At 66.9% G+C, this 21,238-nt stretch carries 21 protein-coding genes; 11 read left to right on the top strand and 10 right to left on the bottom strand.

Translation table 11 applies throughout. The annotated features are described in order from the left end of the window. Window positions 1–92: 92 nt before the first annotated feature. Window positions 93–848: a coenzyme F420-0:L-glutamate ligase gene (locus tag ACP96_RS06585; RefSeq protein WP_050032728.1), complete on the bottom strand. Its 756-nt coding sequence runs from the start codon at window positions 846–848 to the stop codon at window positions 93–95. Window positions 849–1,383: 535 nt separating this feature from the next. On the opposite strand from ACP96_RS06585, the gene ACP96_RS06580 reads away from it, so the two are divergent. From ACP96_RS06580 to ACP96_RS06570, 3 genes are all read left to right on the top strand, one after another. Next, entirely contained in the window at window positions 1,384–1,887 is a 504-nt protein-coding gene (locus tag ACP96_RS06580; RefSeq protein ID WP_050032727.1) for a DUF367 family protein, read from the top strand. A gap of 92 nt (window positions 1,888–1,979) precedes the next feature. Then, window positions 1,980–2,453 (top strand): redoxin domain-containing protein, encoded by a 474-nt coding sequence (locus ACP96_RS06575; RefSeq protein WP_050023458.1) that lies wholly within the window; start codon window positions 1,980–1,982, stop codon window positions 2,451–2,453. Between the two features lie 171 nt (window positions 2,454–2,624). Beyond that, window positions 2,625–3,881, top strand: coding sequence for an RNA-guided endonuclease InsQ/TnpB family protein (locus ACP96_RS06570; protein ID WP_050032726.1), 1,257 nt, complete (start codon window positions 2,625–2,627; stop codon window positions 3,879–3,881). Between the two features lie 448 nt (window positions 3,882–4,329). Here the strand turns inward: ACP96_RS06570 and ACP96_RS06565 are convergent, their stop codons facing one another. Beyond that, entirely contained in the window at window positions 4,330–4,692 is a 363-nt protein-coding gene (locus tag ACP96_RS06565; RefSeq protein WP_050032725.1) for a DUF5518 domain-containing protein, read from the bottom strand. Window positions 4,693–4,844: 152 nt separating this feature from the next. Here ACP96_RS06565 and ACP96_RS06560 point away from each other — a divergent pair, with 152 nt between their 5' ends. From ACP96_RS06560 to ACP96_RS19150, 3 genes are all read left to right on the top strand, one after another. Then, window positions 4,845–5,864: a hypothetical protein gene (locus ACP96_RS06560; protein WP_050032724.1), complete on the top strand. Its 1,020-nt coding sequence runs from the start codon at window positions 4,845–4,847 to the stop codon at window positions 5,862–5,864. 94 nt (window positions 5,865–5,958) lie between these two features. Then, on the top strand, window positions 5,959–6,258 hold the full coding sequence (locus ACP96_RS06555) for a hypothetical protein (protein ID WP_050023465.1): 300 nt from the start codon (window positions 5,959–5,961) through the stop codon (window positions 6,256–6,258). 112 nt (window positions 6,259–6,370) lie between these two features. After that, complete coding sequence (locus ACP96_RS19150) at window positions 6,371–6,547, top strand: hypothetical protein (RefSeq protein ID WP_200895647.1); 177 nt, start codon at window positions 6,371–6,373, stop codon at window positions 6,545–6,547. A gap of 27 nt (window positions 6,548–6,574) precedes the next feature. Here ACP96_RS19150 and ACP96_RS06550 read toward each other — a convergent pair whose 3' ends face one another. After that, on the bottom strand, window positions 6,575–7,639 hold the full coding sequence (locus ACP96_RS06550) for a type II glyceraldehyde-3-phosphate dehydrogenase (protein WP_050032723.1): 1,065 nt from the start codon (window positions 7,637–7,639) through the stop codon (window positions 6,575–6,577). A gap of 178 nt (window positions 7,640–7,817) precedes the next feature. On the opposite strand from ACP96_RS06550, the gene ACP96_RS06545 reads away from it, so the two are divergent. Beyond that, window positions 7,818–8,768 (top strand): aminopeptidase, encoded by a 951-nt coding sequence (locus ACP96_RS06545; RefSeq protein WP_050032722.1) that lies wholly within the window; start codon window positions 7,818–7,820, stop codon window positions 8,766–8,768. Between the two features lie 165 nt (window positions 8,769–8,933). Here the strand turns inward: ACP96_RS06545 and ACP96_RS06540 are convergent, their stop codons facing one another. Further along, a complete protein-coding gene (locus ACP96_RS06540; RefSeq protein ID WP_050023472.1) occupies window positions 8,934–9,278 on the bottom strand; it encodes a 2Fe-2S iron-sulfur cluster-binding protein in 345 nt (114 codons plus the stop codon). Window positions 9,279–10,995: 1,717 nt separating this feature from the next. Here ACP96_RS06540 and ACP96_RS06525 point away from each other — a divergent pair. The 3 genes from ACP96_RS06525 to mvaD all read left to right on the top strand — a co-directional run bounded on the left by ACP96_RS06525 (window position 10,996) and on the right by mvaD (window position 12,701). Continuing rightward, window positions 10,996–11,238 (top strand): antitoxin VapB family protein, encoded by a 243-nt coding sequence (locus ACP96_RS06525; protein ID WP_050032720.1) that lies wholly within the window; start codon window positions 10,996–10,998, stop codon window positions 11,236–11,238. Continuing rightward, window positions 11,235–11,627 carry a PIN domain-containing protein gene (locus ACP96_RS06520; RefSeq protein ID WP_050023475.1) on the top strand — a complete coding sequence of 131 codons (393 nt, stop codon included), beginning with the start codon at window positions 11,235–11,237 and terminating at the stop codon, window positions 11,625–11,627. Before ACP96_RS06525 ends, ACP96_RS06520 begins: the two co-directional genes overlap by 4 nt. Before the next feature lie 75 nt (window positions 11,628–11,702). Beyond that, window positions 11,703–12,701, top strand: coding sequence for a phosphomevalonate decarboxylase MvaD (mvaD, locus tag ACP96_RS06515; protein ID WP_050032719.1), 999 nt, complete (start codon window positions 11,703–11,705; stop codon window positions 12,699–12,701). 286 nt (window positions 12,702–12,987) lie between these two features. Here mvaD and ACP96_RS06510 read toward each other — a convergent pair whose 3' ends face one another. The 6 genes from ACP96_RS06510 to ACP96_RS06485 form a co-directional block, all read right to left on the bottom strand. Further along, a complete protein-coding gene (locus ACP96_RS06510; protein ID WP_050032718.1) occupies window positions 12,988–14,499 on the bottom strand; it encodes a cryptochrome/photolyase family protein in 1,512 nt (503 codons plus the stop codon). 39 nt (window positions 14,500–14,538) lie between these two features. Further along, window positions 14,539–14,985, bottom strand: a complete 447-nt coding sequence (locus tag ACP96_RS06505) for a phosphate-starvation-inducible PsiE family protein (RefSeq protein WP_050023477.1) — start codon at window positions 14,983–14,985, stop codon at window positions 14,539–14,541. Between the two features lie 37 nt (window positions 14,986–15,022). Next, a complete protein-coding gene (locus ACP96_RS06500) occupies window positions 15,023–17,437 on the bottom strand; it encodes a DEAD/DEAH box helicase (RefSeq protein ID WP_050032717.1) in 2,415 nt (804 codons plus the stop codon). A gap of 94 nt (window positions 17,438–17,531) precedes the next feature. Further along, complete coding sequence (locus tag ACP96_RS06495; RefSeq protein WP_050032716.1) at window positions 17,532–19,403, bottom strand: rhomboid family intramembrane serine protease; 1,872 nt, start codon at window positions 19,401–19,403, stop codon at window positions 17,532–17,534. Between the two features lie 93 nt (window positions 19,404–19,496). After that, window positions 19,497–19,775, bottom strand: a complete 279-nt coding sequence (locus tag ACP96_RS06490) for a UPF0058 family protein (RefSeq protein WP_004045952.1) — start codon at window positions 19,773–19,775, stop codon at window positions 19,497–19,499. Window positions 19,776–20,039: 264 nt separating this feature from the next. Beyond that, on the bottom strand, window positions 20,040–20,255 hold the full coding sequence (locus tag ACP96_RS06485; protein WP_004045951.1) for a DUF7120 family protein: 216 nt from the start codon (window positions 20,253–20,255) through the stop codon (window positions 20,040–20,042). Window positions 20,256–20,489: 234 nt separating this feature from the next. Here ACP96_RS06485 and ACP96_RS06480 point away from each other — a divergent pair, with 234 nt between their 5' ends. Next, entirely contained in the window at window positions 20,490–21,161 is a 672-nt protein-coding gene (locus ACP96_RS06480) for a sulfite oxidase-like oxidoreductase (protein ID WP_237561624.1), read from the top strand. The last annotated feature ends 77 nt before the right edge of the window (window positions 21,162–21,238 follow it).

The following is a 21,238-nucleotide window of genomic DNA, read 5'->3' as shown; positions in this document are numbered from 1 at the left end:
GACGGCGTCGTAGCCGGCGTCCTCGGCGCGGACGCCGAGTTCGACGAGGCGGTGCAGGTCGTGTTCGGGGGTGAGTTCGATGCCGAGCATGGTTATTCGTCGAAGGTCCACTCCCGCAGCGCCTGCCGGACGAAGTCGCCCTCCGGCTCGCGGAAGTGGTTGTCCGAGCCGTCGTGGTCGCCGAACGCCCAGTCGCGGACGACGACGACCGGGGTGCCGCCGTCGCCCTCGCCGGCGACGAGGTTCGCCGCGGACGCGAGCTCGTCGATCACGTTCTGGACGGTGACGCCCATCTCACGGCCGTCGCGGTCGCGCTCGCCGCGCCAGTCGCGGCTCGCCGGGAGGCCGGCCCACCCGATCGCGACTCCGCGCTGGCCGTGTCGGAACGGGCGGCCGCAGGTGTCGCTGACGACGACGCGGTCGGCCGCGATCCCCTTGCGGACTCGTTCCGCGCTCTCGGTGGGGCGCTCCGGGAGCAGCAGCAGGTCGCCGTCGGGGACGTTCGACCGGTCGATCCCGGCGTTGACGCCGATGTGGCCGAAGCGGGTCGCGGTGAGGAGGAACGGCGCCTCCATGATCAGCTCCGTCGACTCCTCGATGACGGCCTGCGCGAAGCGCGGGTCCTTCTCCTCGCCCGAGATCTCCGCGAGCCGGTCGGCGACCGCCTCCGCGCGCTCGCTCGCCGGGAAGTCCGAGAGGTCGAAGACACGGCCCTCCGCCTTGGAGACGACGGTGCTGGCGACGACGACCACGTCGTCCGCGCGGAGGTCGACGCGCTCGTCGATCATGGCCGCCAGGTCGTCTCCCTCCCGGATCTCCGGGAGGTCCGGGACGGCGAACAGCTCCATACGAACGAGTGGGTTGCGACGAGGAAAAACCCCGCCGGTACCGGGCCGGTTTGACGGTATCGGGCTCTAAGGATGAGAAGGTGGGTTCGGCATGGTCGGCGACGATCACTTATAAACCGAATTGCTGTGGCGCGCGCCTCCGAGCGCCCCTCGGGCGCGAGGTGCGCCGCGCGAGGTCGCCGGCGCTACGCGCCGGCTGCCAGAGGGACCTTCGGTCCCTCGCTGGAGTCGGTCGCCCGGAGCAACGCGGAGGGCGACCGACGAGGCTGGGGAGGCGTGAGGTGCTGTGCGGTGCGATCGGGCGGGACTCAAAGGGGCAGTCGCGAGGACGAAGCTTGACGAAGCAAGGACCGGAAGGAGCGAGTGAAACGAGCGACTGAGGACCGCAGCGAGTCACGCGAGTCGTCGCGACTGGGGCTTTGGCGGTGTTCACCGTCGATCCGCTGTCAACCGTTTATAAACAAGCGACTGTGGCTTTGGCGGTGTCCCCTGACGCTCCGCACACCTTATAAACGAAACAGCCAATCTTGTACGTGTGGATCTGCACGTCCGGTACGAGGGAGACGACGACCCCGACAAGTGCACGGCGCGGAAGCTCGCGCGGTTCGACCTCGCGGAGCTGCACCGCTCGGACCGCGCCACGCCCTACGGCGTCGTGCTCAACCCTCACGCGGAGCGCGCGCTCTCGCCCGCGGACGCCGACCTCGCCGAAGAGAACGCCTTGGTCGCGCTCGACTGCTCGTGGGAGTCGGCGGGCGAGAAGATGTTCAGTCTCCCGGGCGAGCACCGCGCGCTCCCGTACCTCGTCGCCGCCAATCCCGTGAACTTCGGGCGACCGATGCAACTCACCACGGTCGAAGCGTTCGCGGCCGCGCTCGCGATCCTCGGCGAGCCCGACCACGCCGAGCGGATCATGGCGAAGTTCACGTGGGGCGAGACGTTCCTCGACCTCAACGAGGAACCCCTTCGGCGGTACGCGGACTGCGACGACTCCGCTGAGATCGTCGCGATCCAGCAGGAGTACCTCGATCGGGAGTAGCCCGTCGAGCGTTACGGGAACGGGGGAGTCGATACCGGAACCGAACGCGGGCGCGACAAGCCTTTTGCGTGACTCGCACGTATCACGGAGCGATGGTATCCACAGGCGACGCCGCACCCACGTTCACCGCGACGATCGGCACGAGCGACCACGAACCGTTCGATCTCGACGACCACATCGGCGACGGGCCGGTCGTGCTCGCCTTCTTCCCGGGCGCGTTCACGCCCCCGTGCACGAACGAGATGGTGGCGTTCCAGGAGCGCGCCGCCGAGTTCGAGGACGCGGGCGGAACGATCTTTGGCGTCAGCGCCGACTCCCCGTTCTCGCAGGGCGCGTTCCGCGAGGAGCACGGGATCGAGTTCGACCTCGTGAGCGACATGGGCGGCGACGCGATCCGGGCGTACGGGCTGGAGATGGACATCGCGGATCTGGGCCTCTACGGGATCGCGAACCGCGCCGTGTTCGTGCTCGACGACGAGGGCGAAGTCGTCTACGACTGGGTCGCCGACGACCCGACCAACGAGCCGGACTACGACGCCGTCCTCGACGCGGTCGAAAGCGCGTAAGACGTCGTTGATCGGCATTATAGAGAGCAAGGAGAATACCCGCGCCTTTAGGCGCGGGATGAATCTGACACTCTGACCGATAATCCACCGACAACGTTCCAACCGGATATTCCACGTCCGGTCGTTGATTTTAATACTTATTCTCTTATAACGTATTATGAACACAGTCCGATGCTGGAGACGACCCGCACCTACGTCGCACGCATCACGAACCACCAACAGGTTCGTGACGACCTCGACCAGTGCGGGTTCTCCGCCTCGAAACTGTGGAACGTCGGACGCTACCACATCCAACAACGGTGGGACGAAACCGGTGAGATACCCGGCGAAGCTGAACTCAAATCGGAGCTGAAAGACCACGAACGCTACAGTGACCTCCATTCGCAGTCAAGTCAGCGAGTTCTCGAAGAACTTGCTGAGGCGTTCACCGGCTGGTACAACTCCGACGATGGCAACAACCCACCGGGCTACCGGAAACGTGGCGACCGACACCCGCGCTCCACCGTCACGTGGAAGAAACGAGCCATCAAGCACGACACGAAGCACGGTCAACTCCGTCTCTCGAAAGGCTTCAACCTGAAAGAGAGTCGGTCTGACTTCATTCTCGCGGAGTACGAAACCCGACCCGACGTAGAAGTTGAGAACATCCAGCAGGTGCGTGCCGCCTGGAACGGTGACAAGTGGGAGCTACACCTCGTCTGTAAGAAAAAGATCCCAGTCAAAGACGCACCCGGCGACAAGACAGCAGGGATCGACCTCGGTATCAGCAACTATCTCACCATCGACTACGAAGATGGCGCGAGTGAACTGTATCCGGGGAACGTGCTGAAAGAGGACAAACACTACTTCACCCGAGAGGAGTATCAGACCGAAGGCGAGAACGGCCCGTCGAAGCGTGCGCGGAAGGCTCGGCAAAAACTCTCCCGACGCAAAGATCACTTCCTCCAGACCCTCAGCAAACACATCGTTGAGCGGTGTGTCGAAGAAGGTATCGGGAAGATAGCAGTTGGCGATCTTAGCGACATCCGCGAAGACGAGAACGGCGACTCGCGGAACTGGGGTGCGTCGGGGAACAAGAAACTCCACGGCTGGGAGTTTGACCGCTTCGCCCGTCTCCTTGAATACAAAGCCGAGGAACACGGTATCCTTGTTGACCGTGTGAATGAGGAGAACACGAGCAAAACGTGTTCGTGTTGCGGGCAGATTCGTGACTCGAATCGTGTGGAGCGCGGTCTGTACGTCTGTTCGTCGTGCGAGACGACGATGAACGCGGACGCGAACGGTGCGGTGAATATCCGGCGAAAGATAACTCAGAGTCCCCCGACAGGGGATATGAGTAACGGCTGGTTGGCACAGCCCGGAGTCTTCCTGTTCGACCGCGAGAGCGGGTCGTTCAACACGAAAGAACAGGGAGACTGCAAACCTTAATATCCCAACGCTCGGGATTCCTCCGGCTTTAGCCGGAGGAGGATGTCAATTATACGTAGTTGACCGCGGTCCGGTAGTGAACTCTACTGAAACGCTAGCTCTCCATTTATAAGTATCAGGCAGCGGATCGACAGCGAACACCGCCAAAGCCCCAGTCGCGAGGTGGGCGCACGCTCGCTGCGCGCTTCAGTCGCTCACTCCGTTCGCTCCTTCCAGTGCTTACATCGCCTGCGCCCACCTCGCGACTGCCCCTTTGAGTCCCGCCCGATCGCACCGCACAGCAACCGCAGCCTCACACCTCCCCAGCCTCGTCGGTCGCCCTCCGCGTTGCTCCGGGCGACCGACTCCCTCGCGCGGTGCTGCTCGGCCGCGAAGCGGCCTCGCAGGCACGCGCCAATCGGTACACTCCACCCGTCGATCCACCATCGATGAAGTCAGAAAATCCGACTCAGTCCCCGAGCACCCCGCCGATCGCGCCCGCGAGCGCCGAGTCGATCGCGAACAGGAACGTTACGAACAACCCGACCACCAACACGCCGGCACCGCCGAGCAGACTGCCGACGGGACCACCGACCAGTCCCACGAGTCCACCGAACGCGGCCAGAATGAGGGTGACGACGACTCCGCTCACGGAGCCGGCGAGCAGGCCGTGCCACGTCCCCGAGAGCAGCCCGCCGCCGGCGACGTAGCCGGCGACGAATCCGCCGATCAACCCCGCGCCGATGTGGCCGACGACCGGGGCGAACGTCGCGAGGAGCCCGGCGATCAGCGTCACGACGAACCCGTAGCCGACGGCGCGCCAGTCAGTCATACTCCTCCGTACCCGTCGCCGAGATAAATACTCGCCGTCGCGTCCGTTCAGGATTCGAACACGCGAATGCGAGGAGACCGGATCCGCCGACATCCATTTACCGACCGCCGCGACGACCGGAATTTAAGCCCTCTCTGCCCCAACAAGTGCTCATGCCCTCCGAGTCCAGCACAGCGATCGACGAGACCCAGTCGTCGGCGGACCGGGACCGCGGCGCGGATTCCGCGGGCGACTCCGCCGCGCTCCCTGACGCCGATCCCGACATGGCTCCCGTCGAGTGGGGCCCGGTCCGCTTCGAGCGGCTGCGGTCGCTGGCGTTCGGCGCGAGCGCGACTGTGGGCGTGCTCGTCCTCGCGGCGCTGCTGTTCGTCGCTGCCGGGATCGTCGTCTCGGTGATCGGGGGCGGCACCTCGCTGTTCGGAGGCGGCGGCCCGCCGGCGTCGACGTGGGCGCTGCTCGTCCTCCTCCTCGTCGGCGGCCCGATGTCGCTGTTCTACTGGATCGTGGCGTACGATCAGACCTCTCCGGAGCGCCGTCGAGAGCTCCGGTCGCAGTTCGGCGACTACTCGTTCGACCTCTCGGGGCTCCGACTCGGCTGGACGCTCGCCGGGGCGGGCGCCGTCGTCGCTGTCGGGGTCGCCGCGATGGGACCGGGTCCGTTTCCCGAAACGCTATCGGTGTTCTCGGCGTTCGCGCCGTTACTCCTCGCGTTCGCCACGCTCTTCCCAGTGATCGCGGGCTCGGGCGGGACCGACCTGCGGCTCGATCCCGCAGCCGAGACGATCGAGCGTACCTCCCGGAGCCACGACCGGACGCGCTCGGACGACCTCGGGTCCGTAGTCCGGACGCGTCGGATCGACCTCCCGTGGACGACCGTCTTCCTCCTCGCGTACCGCGGGAACGCCTGGTATCGCTCGACACCGTGGCTGTTCGTCCCGAGCGACCTCGCCGACGAGGTCGAGCGGAAACTGGGCGCGACGCTCGCGCGGAGCGACGGACCCGACCGAGCCAGTGTCCCGGAGCGCGTCATTCTCGCGATCGTGGGTTCCGCCTCGCTCGTCGTCGGCCTCGCGATGGCCCTCGCGGCCGGCGAGCCGGCGGCCGGGATCCTGTTAGCGCTCCTGACGGCGCCGTTCAGTCTCCTCTTCCTCGCGCTCGCGGCCCGACTGTGACGCCCGATAGCGGCGAGAATTCGGTCCGTCGTCGACACCGGACGTGCCACCCCCTACCACGCGACTCATATAGTCGGGCCTCGTAGGTCCGACCATGGACCGACAGCGTCTGGAGAAGGCCCTTGAGTCGGAGTTCGGCGGGACCGAGGCCGAGCGGCGGGCGGTCGCCCGGGCGGCCCGCGATCTCGCCGACTCGGGGCGACCCTCCCGAGACCGCGGGCACGCCCTCACCGTGCCCGGCGTGATCGACCACCTCGAAGACGCGCCCGACGGCTCCTCGATCGCCGAGCGATGGAACTGGTGGCTGGGCGCGCTCGACGCCGCCTACGGCGGCTACGACTACTTCACCGTGTGGTTCGTCGAGGGCGACGAGGAAGCGGGACTCCGGCGGTAGCCCGTGCGGAAGCGGTCGGTGTATCCCTGTGCTCACACCGGTAACGGCTCTACTTTCACTTTCACTCCGCGGATGGCTCGCTTATAGGGGCGTTCCGTCCCTCGGTAGGGGTATGAGCGCGACGAGCCACGAGCAACCTCGATACGCGACGCCGACCCGCGTCGACGTCACCGAGTGTCGGACCGATCGGATCGCCGACCGCGTGCGGCTGAACCGCGTGCAGGGAAGTGAGGTCCACCTCGAACACCGCGGCGGGCGCACGTTCCTCGTGACGACGCCCGCCGAGTGAGACGAGAGCGGACGGCAAACCGCACGATCAGTCGTCCGCGGCGACCTGATCCCGGGGAGATCCGCCGTCGGACAGCAGGCTGTCGAGTCCGACGCCGAGCGCCTCGTTCGTCCGCGCCATCGATTCCTCTCGGGAGACGTCCGTCGTCAGTTCACGGATCGCGTCGACGTTCTCGGGCACCACATCGGCCTCCTGGTGGACGTTCTGGAACAGGTACAGATCTCGCCCCTCGACGCTTATCGACTCCTCCCAGACGCAGTTCTCCCAGAAGTCGCCGCGAGCCCGCCCGAGGTCGGACGCGTAGTCCTTCAGGGTCCCGGCGCCGTCGATGCCGGCGCCCTCGGGGATCAGGAACAGCCGCGTCTCGCCGCGGAGCAGCTCGCGCACTTCGGCCGTCGTCGGCTCCCGTTCGAGCGTGACGTTGACGCTGTGGGTGTGCATGCCGGTGACCGGCGCCTTCAGCGCGGCCGTGTCGACCGAGACATCTGGGAGGATCTCGTTCACGTCGGGGCCGTGGTGCGAGGGGACCGTCGCCGGGTCCGGCACCACGTCGTTTATCGGGCCGCGGTCGGTCTCGCTCGGGTCGCCGCCGCGCCGGACGAGGGTCACCCGGGCCTTCTCCACGCCGTACGCCTCGTCGAGGGGAGCGAGCAGCCGCGAGAGTCCGGTCGTGTTACAGGAGACGACGCGGAGCGAGTCGGCGTCGCGGATCTCCGCGCTGGCGCGGGCGTTAAAGGAGGCGTCCGCGATCGCGGCGTCCTCGCCGCCCTGGTAGATCGCGGGCGTGTCGTGGGCCTCGTAGGTCGGGCGGTTGCGCTCGCCGACCCCGGAGGGCGCGCAGTCGACGACCACGTCGACCGCGTCGAGGAGGTCGCCGAGGGTCCCCGCCACGCCGAGGCCGGCGTCCTCGAACGCGGCGGCTCGGTCGTCGAGCGCTGCGTACAGGTCGTAGCCGCGGCGGAGCGCGGCCTCGGCGCCGTAGTCCGGGCTCGTCTTCGTCACGCCGACGAGTTCCATGTCGGGCTGGGCCGCGACCGCGTCCGCGACGCGTTTCCCGATCGTCCCGTACCCGTTGACGCCCACGCGTGTCATGGGTCACGGTCGCTCGGGGAACAGCATAATGTTTTCGAGTGATGCAATCAGAAATTAACTACGCCGAGAGTAATCGGTCAGTTAATTCGCGCCCCGCCGAGATGAAACTGAATTTCGAAACGGAATAAATTAGTCGCCGATGGGAAGGACTAACGTCCGTCGCCGCCGATCGGCGGATATGTCGAGCGAGCTTGCCGATGCCGCCGAGACCGCCGTTGAGCAGTGCCTGTGCGTCGCGCCGGACGAGTCCGTGGTCGTCGTCACCGACGAGAAACGCGAGCGCATCGGCGAGGCGCTCTACGAGGCCGCGAGCGCGGTCACGGCCGACGCAACGATCCTGCGGTACCCGCCGGCGGACCAGCACGGCACCGAGCCGCCCGCGCCGGTCGGGGCCGCGATGGCCGAGAGCGACGTCTTCCTCGCGCCGACGACGAAGAGCCTGAGCCACACCCGCGCTCGCGGAGCCGCCTGCGACGCCGGGGCGCGCGGCGCGACGCTCCCCGGAATTACCGAGGACGTGTTCACCACCGGACTCGACGCCGACTACGCCGCGATCGACGACGCCTGCGACGAGGTGCTCGCGCGGGTCGTCGACGCCGACGAGGTCCGGGTGACCTCGCCCGCGGGCACCGACATCACGTTCGGGATCGGCGACCGCGAGTGGCTCGCGGACACCGGGATGGTCCACGAGCCCGGCGACTTCTCGAACCTGCCGGCCGGCGAGGTGTTCGTCGCGCCCGAAACCGCGACGGGCACCTACGTCGTCGACGGGACGATGATGCCCCACGGGCTGCTCGGGAAGGGGAAGGAGCTGGTGTTCGAGGTCGAAGACGGGTTCGTCACGTCCGTCAGCGACGAGGCCGTCCGCGAGGAGATCGAGACCGCAGCCGAGTCGGTCGGCGACGCCGCGTTCAACCTCGCGGAACTGGGGATCGGGACGAACGTCGGCGTCGACGAACTCGTCGGCTCCGTCCTCCTCGACGAGAAGGCGGGCGGCACGGTCCACATCGCGATCGGCGACAACGCCGGGATCGGCGGCGAGACCGACGCTCCGATCCACCTCGACGGGATCCTCCGGAACCCGACCGTCTACGCCGACGGCGAGGCGATCAAACTGCCGAGCGCGTGACGCGGGCGATCAGACCGGAGGCGAATGTTCCCTTATAAGTAAACGGGGCTGTGGCTTTGGCGGCGTTCACCGTCGCCCCGCCGTCAACGACTTGGAAACGGGTGATTCTCTCTCTCACCAGTCCGTATTTCGCTTAAAAAGAACGTCCCGTACGCACGTCACGTATCAGTCGTCTGCGGCTGCGCCGTCGGCATCCGTCTCGGTCGCGTCCGTCGCCGCGTCGTCCTCGATGCTCGGCGGGTACTTGCCCCGATCGAGCTTCAGGTCGGACTGCGGCCGCGCCATGCAGGTGAGCGCGTACTCCTCGGCCTCCTCGTCGGTGAGCCCGCGGGCCGCCGGCTGTGTCACCTCCCCCTCGACGATCGCCGCTGAGCAGGCGAGACACATCCCGACGCGACAGGAGTACTCCTGAGCGATCCCCTCCTCGATACAGGAGCTGAGGATCGTCTCCGTGTCGGCCACCTCGATCGTCTCGCCGGTGCCGACGAACTCGACGGTGTACTCGGTCATGGCGCGGAGTACCCGCCGGCCGGTCAAAAAGGGTTCCCCTCGATCGCGTCGCCGTCGCGGGGACGGAAGCGGATGAGGGAGCGGTGAATTATCCGATCTCGGTTGATTTCTCGATATCGGTTTTTTGGCTCTATTGAAATCCTTAGTAAGTGATACATCCTGACGGAATGTGGTCACTACAGGCTGTTTGTCGACCGACTGTTTCAGGCGAGAATATGTCTGAAGAAGAGGATTTCAACAGAGCCGCAGCGAAAGAATCGATGCAGAAACCAAGGTGTCTGGAAACCAAGCGAACACCTCCACTTGGATTCGACGGGCGCTACTTCGGCTGTCGAACGACTTGACTTTTCAGGCATGAGACGGCCGGAATCACCCGTCTCAAAACAAGGGAACAGCTTCCCAGCACAGTGGGTCTGAAAGTGGGCTGAGAGTCCCCAGACACCCTTCTGGGTGATTATGACTCCGTGTTAACACGACGGCTGAAAATTGCGTATAATTCTCTGAAGACGATAGCGGCACCCACACCAAGTGATCCAAGTGCGGCTGCGGTCATGAGTGCGGGAACGAAGAAGACGGGATCAAGGACGTAGTCAAGGGGTGCGCCCGTTAGTACAAATGCGACGGAGTACCCGAGAACTACCGCCGCGTTGCCGAGCCACGCAAGTACAATCCCGTGAGAGTACAAGTAGACGACCGCCGCGACTGGAGCGCCGAATACGGCGAACGTGAATGGCTGGTATGCTGGTATAGTCCGTGAAACCAAGGCATCAATGTGGCCGCGAGAACGCCGGCAGTGATAATGACAACCAGCGCTCTGTGGCGGTCCTCCGACGAGCCGAGGAAGCGTTCTGACAGCGAACGTTCGTTCGGTGGCGCCCAGTAGCGGGACAGCGACCCAATCACAATGGCAAGAGCGCCGAAAGCGAAGCTGAGACGGAGATGGGTCGCAAGTGTCACACGAAGAACGTCGGCTTCCAATACGTCTGGCTGCGGGCTGAAAACCCTGCGTGCGAGTGCCGACGCGACTGGTAGGACGGGCGCCGCTGCGAGCGTGTACAGTACGGCGCCACCGTGATAGTGGACAACAACAGCGAGCAACGCTGCGGGGAGGTATAAGATAGCGCCGGCATAAGCGTGTCCGATGTCATGGGATCTTGGAGTGACTGCGTGTATGGCACTGGACTGGGTGGTTACCCCGGTATCAGCGTAGGTCCCCCGCCAGTAGGTAGCATATAGGAAAAACAGGAGGACGAACGAGATAACGATGGTGCCAGCAAGACGGTGGCGTGCGTCGGGGTTTCCGAGGAGGGTACGACGGACATCCATCAAAAATTACAATTTACGGATTTGATAAAACGGTTGTGTCATTAATTAGCTATGCTGTATAGATATTTTATATCGGCCACGCAGCTGTTGACAGAGTTCGAGTAGTTAGCGACGGTGCTGCTGAATATAACGCGCGTGTCCGTCGTGGCGACTGAATGGAATACGCGAAAAGACGGGATATATAAAGACGCGAAGGACAGAGGCAGCGACTGGGCGTGGCAGTGGAGATTCGGCACTCCGCTGACGGTGATCGCGGGGTTGGACGTGATGCTGTTGGTCGTCGTGATTTATCTGCTAGTCCGTGAATCAGCGTAGAGTGACCTGCTGTTGGGTCGTAACCTCGATCTCGGCGCTGAGATTTATAAATATACACACGTAACTGTGTACTGTAATGTCGACGAAAACGATCTCGCTCGACGAGGAGGCCTACGAGCGGCTCAAATCGCACAAGCGGGAGGGAGAGTCGTTTTCCGACGTGGTCAAGCGGATCGCCGGTGAGCGGTCGTGGACTGAGGTCGCCGGGATCCTTTCGGAGGGCGAAGCCGACGAACTCGAATCGCTCGTCGAGGAGGGGCGGTCTCGTTCTCGCGACCGGCGCGACCAGATCGACGCAGATGTACGGGACGTCGAATGATCGAGGACACGACGTTCATCATCGACGTTCTACATGACGATCGGGACGCAGTCCGATACCTCGATCTCATCGAGCGAGAGAATCGCCCGGAAAAGATCTCCTCGATAACGGTACTCGAACTGTACGAGGCGGTTCCACAGCTGAACGCCCCCGAGGACCGCCGACAAGCCATTCTCGACGTACTCGACACGCGCCACGCGGTCGCCGCCGACGAGACTGTGATGCGAAAAGCCGGAAAGATTTCTGGCTCGCTCCGTGCTTGCGGCGAAGAGATCGACAGGGAAGACTGTATCATCGGTGCGACCGCGTTGTTGAACGACGAGCCGGTCGTGACCCGCAATCGCGATCACTTCGAGCGCATCGACGGCCTCGACGTCGAGACGTACTGAGCGTTCCACGGCGATCCCGCACCTTTCCTCCCACTCATCGCAACGACTAATCCCCCGCCGGACGCTTCCCGAGGTATGACCGAGAAGGCCACCGCGCGAGCCCACCCGATCCAGGGGCTCGTCAAGTACCACGGGATGCGCGACGAGAAGCTTCGGCTCCCGTACCACGACAGCATCAGCCTCTGTACCGCCCCGACCGCGACGACGACGACGGTCGAGTGGCAGCCCGACGCGAGCGAGGACACCTACGTCATCGGCGACGAGGAAGTCGACGGGCGCGCCGCCGAGCGCATCGACATGGTCGTCGAGCACGTCCGCGAGCTGGCCGGCGTCGACGCCGCGGTCCGGCTGGAGAGCGAGAACTCCTTCCCGTCGAACATCGGCTTCGGCTCGTCGTCGTCGGGGTTCGCGGCCGCCGCGCTCGCGCTCACCGAGGCCGCCGGCCTCGATCTGACCCTCCCCGAGGTCTCCACGGTCGCCCGCCGCGGCTCCTCCTCGGCGGCCCGCGCGGTCACCGGCGCGTACTCGCGGCTCGACGCCGGGCTCAACGACGAGGACTGCCGCTCCGCCCGCCTCGACGTGGGCGTGAGCGAGGACGGGTTCGACCCCGAGGAGGACCTGCGGATCGTCGCCGCGCACGTTCCGGCTTATAAAGAGACCGAGGAGGCCCACCGTGAGGCCGCCGCGAGCCACATGATGCAGGCGCGGACCGCCCACGTCCAGGACCAGCTGGTCGAGATGACCGACGCGCTGCGCGAGGGCGACTTCGACCGGATCTTCGAGACGGCCGAACACGACTCGCTGTCGCTCACCGCGACCACGATGACTGGCCCGTCGGGCTGGGTGTACTGGCAGCCCGAGACGATCGCCGTGTTCAACGCGGTCCGCGAACTCCGGGACGAGGGGGTCCCCGTCTACTTCTCGACGGACACCGGCGCGTCGGTGTACGTGAACACCCTCGCCGACCACGTCGACGAAGTGGAGAGCCGGATCGCCGAGATCGGTATCGACACCGACGTGTGGGAGGTGGGCGGGCCGGCGCGCGTCCTCGACGAGAACGAGGCGCTGTTTTAAATTGGATCGGCGGTGCGGTGGCGCGTGCCGACGAGCGCCCGCAGGGCGCGAGTCGCACGCGCGAGGGACGCCGCGAGCGAAGCGAGCGGCGAGGCTGGGGAGGTGTGAGGCTGCGGTGCGGGGTGGGAATCAAAGGGGCAGCCGTGAGGCGGACGCAGGCGACGTAAGCACTGAAGGGAGCGAGCGAAGCGAGCGACTGAAGCGCGCAACGAGCGTGCGTCCGCCTCACGGCTGGGGCTTTGGAGGTGGTCGCCGTCACAACGTCTCCGAGTTCATTGCCACCCGCTTATTCGTCCGGGTCCTCGCCGCGCGCCCGCTTGTACATCGCTAACGCCTCCTCGCGCCGCTCCGAGTGGTCGACGATCGGCGCCGGGTAGTCGGGCGCCGCGTTCGCGCGCTGGGTGGGCGACAGCTCGTGCCACTCGTGGATGAGGTCGGCGTCGAGGCCCCGCAGCTCCGGGACGTACTCCGTGATGTACTCAGCCTCGGGATCGTAGCGCTCCCCCTGCGTCATCGGGTTGAAGATGCGGAAGTACGGCTGCGCGTCGGTCCCGGTCGAGGCCGCCCACTGCCACCCGCCGTTGTCGTTGGCGGTGTCGTGGTCGGCCAGTTTGTCCCGGAAGTGGTCGTACCCGTGCCGCCAGTCCGCGAGCAGGTCCTTCGTGAGGAAGGAGGCGACGATCATCCGCACGCGGTTGTGCATGAACGCCTCCTCGCGGAGCTGGCGCATCCCGGCGTCGACGATGGGGTAGCCCGTCTCGCCGCGCTTCCACGCCGCGATCTCGTCGGGGTCGTCGCGCCACGCGATCCCCTCCTCGTACGCCTTGTAGTTCTCCGTCACCACCTCGGGGTTGTGGAAGAGGACCTGCGCGTAGAACTCACGCCACGCCAGCTGCTGCTGGAACTCCTCCACCTGCTCGGGGGCGTCGTCGGGCCGCGCGTCCGACTCCGCCTCGGCCATCGCCTCCTCGGTGGCCGCGTACGCCTCTCGGACGCCGATCTCGCCGTACTTCAGGAACGCAGAGAGTCGCGAGGTCGCCTCCCGGGCCGGGTAGTCGCGCTCGGCCTCGTAGGCGAAAACCGCCTCGTCGAGGAAGTCGTCGAGGCGGTCGCGGGCCGCCGCGGTGCCGGCGGGACCGACCTCGGCGTCCGGCTCCGCGAAGCCGAGGTCCGCGGGAGACGGGAGCCAACCGACGCCGCCGTCGGTGACCGCGCCGTCGGCCATGTCGAGCGCGTCGAGCGCCGACGCCGCGTCCGCGAGCCGGTCAGCGTCGGCGAGACCGTGGGCGGTCGGAGCGGGTGCCGGATCGTCCTTCGTTCGGTCGGTCCACTTCTTCCAGTAGTAGCTGTACACCGAGTACGGGTCGCCGGCGTTCGTCCGGATCGCGTCGGGGTCGTGGAGGACCGCGTCGTGGTGGGCCTCGCGCTCCACGTCGACCGCGTCGAGCGCGCGCCGCACGCCCGCGTCGCGCTCGCGAGCGAGTCCGGAGTAGTCGCGGTTCCAGACGACGCGGTCGGCGTCGAGCGCGGCCGCGAGCCGCGGGAGGACCGCCTCGGGGTCGCCGCGGGCGACGAGCAGGTCGCTCCCGCGCTCGCGATAGTCGTCGCGCAGCGCGGCCAGCCCGTCGAGCAGGCGACGGACCCGCACGTCGCTCGCGTGGTCGAGAACGTCGGGGTCGAAGACGAAGACGGGCGCGGCAGGTCCCCCGTCTGCGCCCTCCTCGCCGGTCCCGGTCGCGGCCGCGAGCCCGACGTTGTCGGCGACCCTGAGGTCCCGCCGGTGCCAGAACAGCTCCATGGGATCTGCACGGGTGCGACGACCGTGAAAGCACCGGGATCAGAGTTCGGGACGCCCCGGGACGCTCACGCGATCGAGGAGAAAGTACGCGACCGTGAGCGCCAGCACCAGCGCGCCGATAGCGACCGCCGCGAGCAGCGCCTCTTCCCCCGTGGCGTAATCCTCGAGCCGATAGCTGATCACGCGCCGGGCGGCGGCGATGATCGCGGCGCTCACGACGATTCGGAGGACGGGCTGGCCCCGCGCGTACGCCACGAGCGTCCGGTGGACCTCGACGATGACCAACAGGAGCAGGACGCTGTCGAGCAGCCCCACCACCGCGACGGGGTCGGTGAAATCGCCCGCGACGATCAGCTGATAGAGGGAGATAAACAGATCGAACACGCCGATGAGAAAGAGGATCAGCAGGAAGTACGCCGCCCCCAACACCAGCCACTCCATCGCCCGGGCGGCGGGATCCGCCGCGTCGTCGAGGTCGAGCGCCATGAGTCAAAGTCACGCGGAGATGGCAAGTCGCTTGCGCCTATCCGTCGGTCGTCAGCGCCTCCAACAGCCGCACCGCCGGCGCCTTCGCCAGCGGTTCGTTGGCGTTGCCGCAGTGGGGCGACTGGACGCAGGCCGGGCAGCCGCCCTCGCAGTCGCAGGTGTCGATCAGACGGGCCGTGCGGGCCATCAGCTCCTCGATCCGCTCGTGGCCGCGCCGCGTGAGCCCGACGCCGCCGGGATGGCCGTCGTAGACGAACACCGCGGGCGCGTCGGTGTGGGGGTGGTACGGCGTCGAGATGCCGCCCACGTCGGCGCGGTCGCAGAGCAGGTGGAAGGGGAACAGCGAGATGAGCCCGTGCTCGGCCGCGTGGATCCCGCCGTTGAAGGCGTGTTCACCGCCCGGCGCGCTCTCCCCGCCGTCGGTCGTCGCCTCCGCGTCGTCTGTCCCCTCTCTGCCGCCGTCATTCCCACTCTGACCCCCGATCGCCCGCATTTCCGACTCGACGTCCGCGGGCACCGGGAAGTACAGCGCCTTCGTCCGCAGCGTCGTCTCCGGGAGGTCCAGCGTCGACTCGCCGAGCGACTCGCCGGTCTTGGCGTCCTTCCGGACGAACCCCGTTATCTGCTCCGTGACCGTCACGTCGGCGAACCGGACCGGCACGTCGGGGCGGGCGGAGAGTTCCCGCTCCGCGAGGTCGTCGTTCACGACGATGTCCTTCTCGGTGAGCGGCTGGGTGTAGTAGTCAGCCCACGACGACTGCAGCTCGGCCACGTCGCGGTCGAGGTCCAGGTCCGTCACCTCGTAGGTCCGGCCCTGCTGGTGGTAGATCGCGCCGGGATGTGCGTCCCGGAGGGCGTCGCCGAAGCCGAGCGAGGCGACCGTCTCGCCGCGCGAAGAGTCGATCAGGTCGACCTCGCGGTCCCCCGCGGTCCGCAGGCTCACCGACTGCTGCGGGCTCGACGACCCCGCGTGCGTCCACCGAGTCCCGTCGGCGACCTCCCGCCGGTCCAAGACCCCCTCCTCGGTCAGATCCGCGACGACGCTGGGGAACGGCTCGCCGAAGAAGCGCTCGTCGCCGGGCGAGAGCCAGCTCTCGTCGGCCGCGCAGGCGACGTGGCCGGGCATGAGCTGGCCGTTCTCCGGGTCGCAGATCGCGTCCTCCGGCGGCGCGTCGAAGAAGTCGCTCGGGTTGCGCATGAGGTACTGGTCGAGCTGGTCCTCTCCGCCGACCATCACCACGAGGGCGGGGTCGTCGCCGCGGCCCGCGCGCCCCGCGCGCTGGAACGCCGACATCCGCGTCCCGGGGTAGCCGTCGAGGATCACGGCATCGAGTCCCCCCACGTCGACGCCGAGTTCGAGGGCGCTCGTCGACCAGACGCCCCGGAGGTCGCCGGCGTGGAGATCGGCCTCGATCTCGCGGCGCCGGTCGTCGGTCAGGGCCGCCTGATACGCGCCGACCTTCCCGGCGAGGTCGCGCTCGCCCCGCTCCCGGAGGTCGCTCGCGCTGTCGGTCGCGTACTGCTCAGCGGTCTGTCTGGCGCGCGTGAACGCCAGCGTCTGTTGGCCCGCGGTGACGAGGTCGCAGAAGAGTCGCTTGCTCTCCGTGTGGCTCGACTTTCGACGGCCACTCCCGCGCTCCTGCCAGTCGTCGTCGTACTCCGGCGGGTTCCACAGCACCCAGTCCCGCGGCCCCCTCCCCGACGTGTCCTCGTCGACCAGAGTGATCCCCTCCGGGTCGCGGCCGGTCACGGTCGCGACGTGCTCGACGGGATTGTTGATCGTCGCCGAACAGCAGACGAACTGCGGGCTCGACCCGAACCGCTCGCAGGTCCGCGCGAGCCGGCGCAGGGTCAGCGCGACCTGCGAGCCGAACACCCCGCGGTAGCTGTGGACCTCGTCGATCACGACGTACTCCAGCGACGAGAAGAACCAGTCCCAGAGGCGCCCAGCGTACGGTAACAGGGCGTAGTGGAGCATGTCCGGGTTCGACAGCAACACGGTCGGCTCGCGGTCGCGCACCTCCCGCTTCTCGCTCCGCGAGAGCCGGCCGGTGTACGACTCGACGGAGACGCCGCTGCCGAAGCCGAGCCCGTGAGCGAGGTCGCTCAGGCTCTCCTCCTGGTCCGCGATCAGCGCGTTCTGGGGGCCGATATAGAGCGTTCTCCCCCCGTGATCCATCGCGGCCTCGAAGGCCGGGACGGTGTACGCCAGCGACTTCCCGCTCGCGGTCTCGGTGGCGAGGACGGCGTCGTCGCCGTCGCGGACCGCCTCGATCGCCTCGACCTGGTGGCGGTAGAGCCGGTCGATTCCGTCTTTCGCGAGCGCGTCGGCCATCCGGGACGCGAGGTCGACCTCGCGGTACGCCGGCTCTCGGGCGGGCAGACGGCGGTGCTCCGCGATCTGCCCCTCGTAGAACGGCCGGTTCCGCAGCCACTCGATAGCGTCCTCCACGGCTACGGTATCGTGGGGTCGGCCGGGGGTAATCGTTGCGGTCGGGGCGGTGTGTCCCGGGCAGCCCTCCGCGCCCCCCGCGATCGGCCTGCCCTCACTGCCGCCCCTCGTACGTCTCCCGCTCCGCGATCCGCACCCGCGTCTCCCCCCGGACTGCGAACACCGCGTCGCGCTTCTGGACGAACGTGACTCCCCGCAGCGTCACCGACTCGTTCGCCGCCGGAAGCGGGGCCGTTTCGCTCTCTCCCTCGCCATCGACGCGCAGTTCGAACCCGTCCTCGACGGCGGCGACCGTGACGTTCCGGCCGTCGATCCGAGGTTCGGCGTGTGCCGGCTCGCTCGTGAACAGCGTCGAGCGTGTCTCGTCGCGCACCGCGTCGACCCGGTAGGTCGGGCCGCCGTTCGCCGCCACCCAACCGGTGCGCTGGACCCAGACGGTCTCGCGCCAGCCGGTCCCGCCCACGTCGACCGCGCGGTACCCCCAGAAGGCGAGGTTCCCCTTCGAGACCGCCGCGGTCCATATCTCCCGGTCGGCGTTCGCCACGATCACCCCGGAGGTGTTGACGGTCGTCGACCGACCGAACGCCTCCACGTCGACGACGCTCACCGCCCGGTTCTCGACGTTCTCGGCGTACGTCACCTGATACCCCTCGACCTCGACCGGGTCGCCCGGAAGCTCCTCGTCGTCGACGGCGACGAGGTTCGGACCGATTCCCGGCCCGGCCACGACCGCGAGCGCCGAGACGAGCAGCAGCAGGCCGACCGCCGCGGGCGTCGCGGACCGGATCCACCCCCTGACCGTCTCCGGCTCCGGAACGGCCAGTCCCGGCCGAATCGGCTCGTCGCGTCCGGCGACCGCGAGCGCGACGATCGCCGCGAGGACCGCCAGCAGGCCGAGCCCGACCGCGCGGTACATCTCGTACCGCTCGTTCCCGAGGTACCAGTAGACGGCCCAGAGCCGGCGAGACGCCCCGAACAGCAGGACCGCGCCGAACGCGACCAGCGCGCTCGTCCGCGATTGCGCGCCGGTCCGGTCGATCCACGCGACGCCCGCGCTCCGGCGGCGTCGGACGAGCCACACCGCGGCGAGAATCCCGCCGATCAGTCCGATCGCGTGGCCCTGTATCGCGATGTTCGCCCAGCTCGGCGCCCCGTACGAGCCGCTCGCCTCCGAGACGACGACCGGGTTCCGAAGCGCCTCGTAGGCCACGTTCACCAGCCTCGCTCCGGTGAGCGCGGCGATCGTCGTGATCGGGTAGAAGACGAGCGCGAACCCCCAGAGCGCGAACACCACGCCCGAGAAGCCGATCACCGGCCCGAGCGCGAACAGCGACGAGAGGAGGCCGAACGACAGCATCGCCCCCGGAACGACGACGAACGCCCGGGCGTAGGGGTTCGTGGCGAGCGATTCGCGGGAGAGCGAGCCGCGGGAGAACGAGTCACGTGAGAACGCGCCCATCGCGAGCGACTCCCGGACCGACGCGACAGTCGGAGGTGACTCGAGAAGCGCTCCGATCGACGGCAACGCCGACCGAACTGTTCCGGTCCCCGCCTCGGTCCCGTCGTCGATGTCGCGGCCGCCGGGGAAGTGTCCGTAGGCGTACTCGGCGAGCGAGCCGGCGACGAGCGTCGACAGGAGGTTCCCGGTGATGTGCCCCCGCCCGGAGTGCGCGAACCCGGACCAGAGCATCCCCTCGGGGTAGAAGTACGACCACGATCGGAACGGGATCACGACGGGACGGTCCGGGTTCTCGAGTCCGCTTTGCACGAACAGGTAGACGGCGACGACCGCGGCGACCGCGACGAGGGTCCCCCACGGGACGCCGAGGAGGAACCGGGAGCGAAGCGCCCGCGTCCACGCGCCTCTCGGCTTGTCGGTCTGATACACGACCGCGACCGCGACGGCGACGAGGACGCCGCCGGCGACGAGGTGAGCGGCGTCGGACGAGAGCGCCTCCGCGACCATGTGGGTGGGGAGGGTGCCGGGCGCTTAAGCGTTCCCGGGTCGCCGCCCGGGTCAAGAGCGCGAGGGGGTCCGGTATCCGACGCGGTCGCCGGCTCAGATCTTGTTTTCGGCGTCGTCGGCGAGCTCCTCCATTCGCTTGCCGACGCGGCCGGCGGGAGAGAACTCGTCTTCGCTCATCGCGTTCGCGAGGGCGTTGCCGAGGACGAACACGGCGTGTTTGTGTTCGCTCTTCGATTTGTGGACGTGGGAGGGATCGACGTCGAGCTCGTCGTACGGGTCGAAAAGCGAGCCGTCCACGGTCTCGTGGTTGCGGAAGTGCTCCATGATCGTCACCATCTGTTCGTGAAGTTCGAGGAGCTCGTCTTTGTGCATGCCCCTTGCTACGGGCCGTATGCCCTTTAAGCGTTGTTGAGGGGTATACGCACAGCTCTGTAGCGTTTCAACTCGTGGGTCCCAAAACAAAGCGGAACGAATCGGGGACGGCGCGGGGCGATCGGGGAACAGAGCGGGGACGCTCCGGGAACGTCGCAGGGCGATCCGAGAACGGTGCGGGAACGCGGCGACGCAGCCCCGGAAACGGCGAGGGTATCGGTTGGGTAGTTGAATCCGCCGTGACGAAGTGGCGAGACCTGCTCCTCAGAAGACGTACTCGTCCTCGTGGCCCATCATGCCCTCGTCTTCGAACCCGCTGGAGTCCTCGTCGTCTCGCGGACCGCTCGTCTTGAACGCCTTTATCCCCGTCGACAGGAGCTCTTCGACCGCTTCCTCGCGGTTGAGAAACTCCCCCTGCTCGACCATCTGAGCGATCTGCATCTCCAGATGCTCCGGCACGGTAATCTCTACTTGTGGCATTTCCTGTCCGGGAGTAATGGCAATGGGTATATAAATGTGGCGTCGATGCTACGGCTATTAGAAACCGATTTCGGGCGTTATTGAAATCTTACTTTTGGCTTCTCAAACATTTATTTTGAATATCATATTTTGTGATCGACATTCAATATGTTTGAGGGCCATTTTCCTTTCTGCGATCGTCGCTCGTCATCGGAGAGCGACATCCATAGGTGACGCCGGGACGTACGGGAGGTCATGACCGAAGCCGGCGCGTCCGACGCCGACGCCCGCGCGGACACGGACGCCACCGACGTCGACGCCGCGGAAACCGACGCGATCGAGGATCTCACCGGTCTCTACCGCGAGTTCGGAGACGACAGGCTCCCGCCGGGACAGCGCGAGACCGATCGGTTTCCGGTGCTCTCGAAGAGCGGGACGCCCTCGTGGGATTCGGAGACGTTCGAGTTCGAGGTCTGGGGCGCGGTCGAGGAGCCGCTCTCGTACTCTCTCTCGGGGTTCCGCGACCTCCCGTCGGTGACTCAGCGCCAGGACTTTCACTGCGTGACCGGCTGGAGCAAGTTCGACTGCGCGTTCACCGGGGTCGAGTTTGGTGAACTCGTCGAGCGCTCGGGCGTGCGAGACGACGCCGACCACGTCCTCTTCCACGCGCTCGACGGCTACACGACGAACCTCTCCCTCGAAGAGTGCACCCGCGAGGGCGTGTTGTTCGCCTACGGGTTCGACGGCGACGACCTCCCCGCCGACCACGGCGGTCCGATCCGCGTCGTCACGCCGCACAAGTACGCTTATAAAGGAGCGAAGTGGGTCTCCGGCGTCGAGTTCCTGACGGAGAAGGAGCTCGGCTACTGGGAGAAGCGCGGCTACAGCGACACCGCGAACCCGTGGAACGAGGAGCGCTACAGCTGAGCCCTCGTCCGAGGGCTCGACCGAACACTCGCTCGTCCGCCGGTACCCGGGATAGTCAGGATAAAGGTTCCCCGGAC

It is taken from the genome of Halorubrum halophilum, assembly GCF_000739595.1.
Taxonomy (GTDB): Archaea; Halobacteriota; Halobacteria; order Halobacteriales; family Haloferacaceae; genus Halorubrum; species Halorubrum halophilum.
Note: the sequence above shows the minus strand (reverse complement) of the source record. Positions and strands in the feature narration are given on the sequence as shown.

What these genes read in the sequence shown, in the direction of transcription:
- ACP96_RS06585 (WP_050032728.1), bottom strand. Translation starts at nt 848, where the DNA reads ATGGAGCTGTTCGCCGTCCCGGACCTCCCGGAGATCCGGGAGGGAGAC.
- ACP96_RS06520 (WP_050023475.1), top strand. Translation starts at nt 11,235, where the DNA reads ATGATCGAGGACACGACGTTCATCATCGACGTTCTACATGACGATCGG.
- ACP96_RS06575 (WP_050023458.1), top strand. Translation starts at nt 1,980, where the DNA reads ATGGTATCCACAGGCGACGCCGCACCCACGTTCACCGCGACGATCGGC.
- ACP96_RS06555 (WP_050023465.1), top strand. Translation starts at nt 5,959, where the DNA reads ATGGACCGACAGCGTCTGGAGAAGGCCCTTGAGTCGGAGTTCGGCGGG.
- mvaD (WP_050032719.1), top strand. Translation starts at nt 11,703, where the DNA reads ATGACCGAGAAGGCCACCGCGCGAGCCCACCCGATCCAGGGGCTCGTC.
- ACP96_RS06505 (WP_050023477.1), bottom strand. Translation starts at nt 14,985, where the DNA reads ATGGCGCTCGACCTCGACGACGCGGCGGATCCCGCCGCCCGGGCGATG.
- ACP96_RS06510 (WP_050032718.1), bottom strand. Translation starts at nt 14,499, where the DNA reads ATGGAGCTGTTCTGGCACCGGCGGGACCTCAGGGTCGCCGACAACGTC.
- ACP96_RS06480 (WP_237561624.1), top strand. Translation starts at nt 20,490, where the DNA reads ATGACCGAAGCCGGCGCGTCCGACGCCGACGCCCGCGCGGACACGGAC.
- ACP96_RS06495 (WP_050032716.1), bottom strand. Translation starts at nt 19,403, where the DNA reads ATGGTCGCGGAGGCGCTCTCGTCCGACGCCGCTCACCTCGTCGCCGGC.
- ACP96_RS06560 (WP_050032724.1), top strand. Translation starts at nt 4,845, where the DNA reads ATGCCCTCCGAGTCCAGCACAGCGATCGACGAGACCCAGTCGTCGGCG.
- ACP96_RS06565 (WP_050032725.1), bottom strand. Translation starts at nt 4,692, where the DNA reads ATGACTGACTGGCGCGCCGTCGGCTACGGGTTCGTCGTGACGCTGATC.
- ACP96_RS06485 (WP_004045951.1), bottom strand. Translation starts at nt 20,255, where the DNA reads ATGCCACAAGTAGAGATTACCGTGCCGGAGCATCTGGAGATGCAGATC.
- ACP96_RS06490 (WP_004045952.1), bottom strand. Translation starts at nt 19,775, where the DNA reads ATGCACAAAGACGAGCTCCTCGAACTTCACGAACAGATGGTGACGATC.
- ACP96_RS06545 (WP_050032722.1), top strand. Translation starts at nt 7,818, where the DNA reads ATGTCGAGCGAGCTTGCCGATGCCGCCGAGACCGCCGTTGAGCAGTGC.
- ACP96_RS06525 (WP_050032720.1), top strand. Translation starts at nt 10,996, where the DNA reads ATGTCGACGAAAACGATCTCGCTCGACGAGGAGGCCTACGAGCGGCTC.
- ACP96_RS19150 (WP_200895647.1), top strand. Translation starts at nt 6,371, where the DNA reads ATGAGCGCGACGAGCCACGAGCAACCTCGATACGCGACGCCGACCCGC.
- ACP96_RS06540 (WP_050023472.1), bottom strand. Translation starts at nt 9,278, where the DNA reads ATGACCGAGTACACCGTCGAGTTCGTCGGCACCGGCGAGACGATCGAG.
- ACP96_RS06570 (WP_050032726.1), top strand. Translation starts at nt 2,625, where the DNA reads ATGCTGGAGACGACCCGCACCTACGTCGCACGCATCACGAACCACCAA.
- ACP96_RS06550 (WP_050032723.1), bottom strand. Translation starts at nt 7,639, where the DNA reads ATGACACGCGTGGGCGTCAACGGGTACGGGACGATCGGGAAACGCGTC.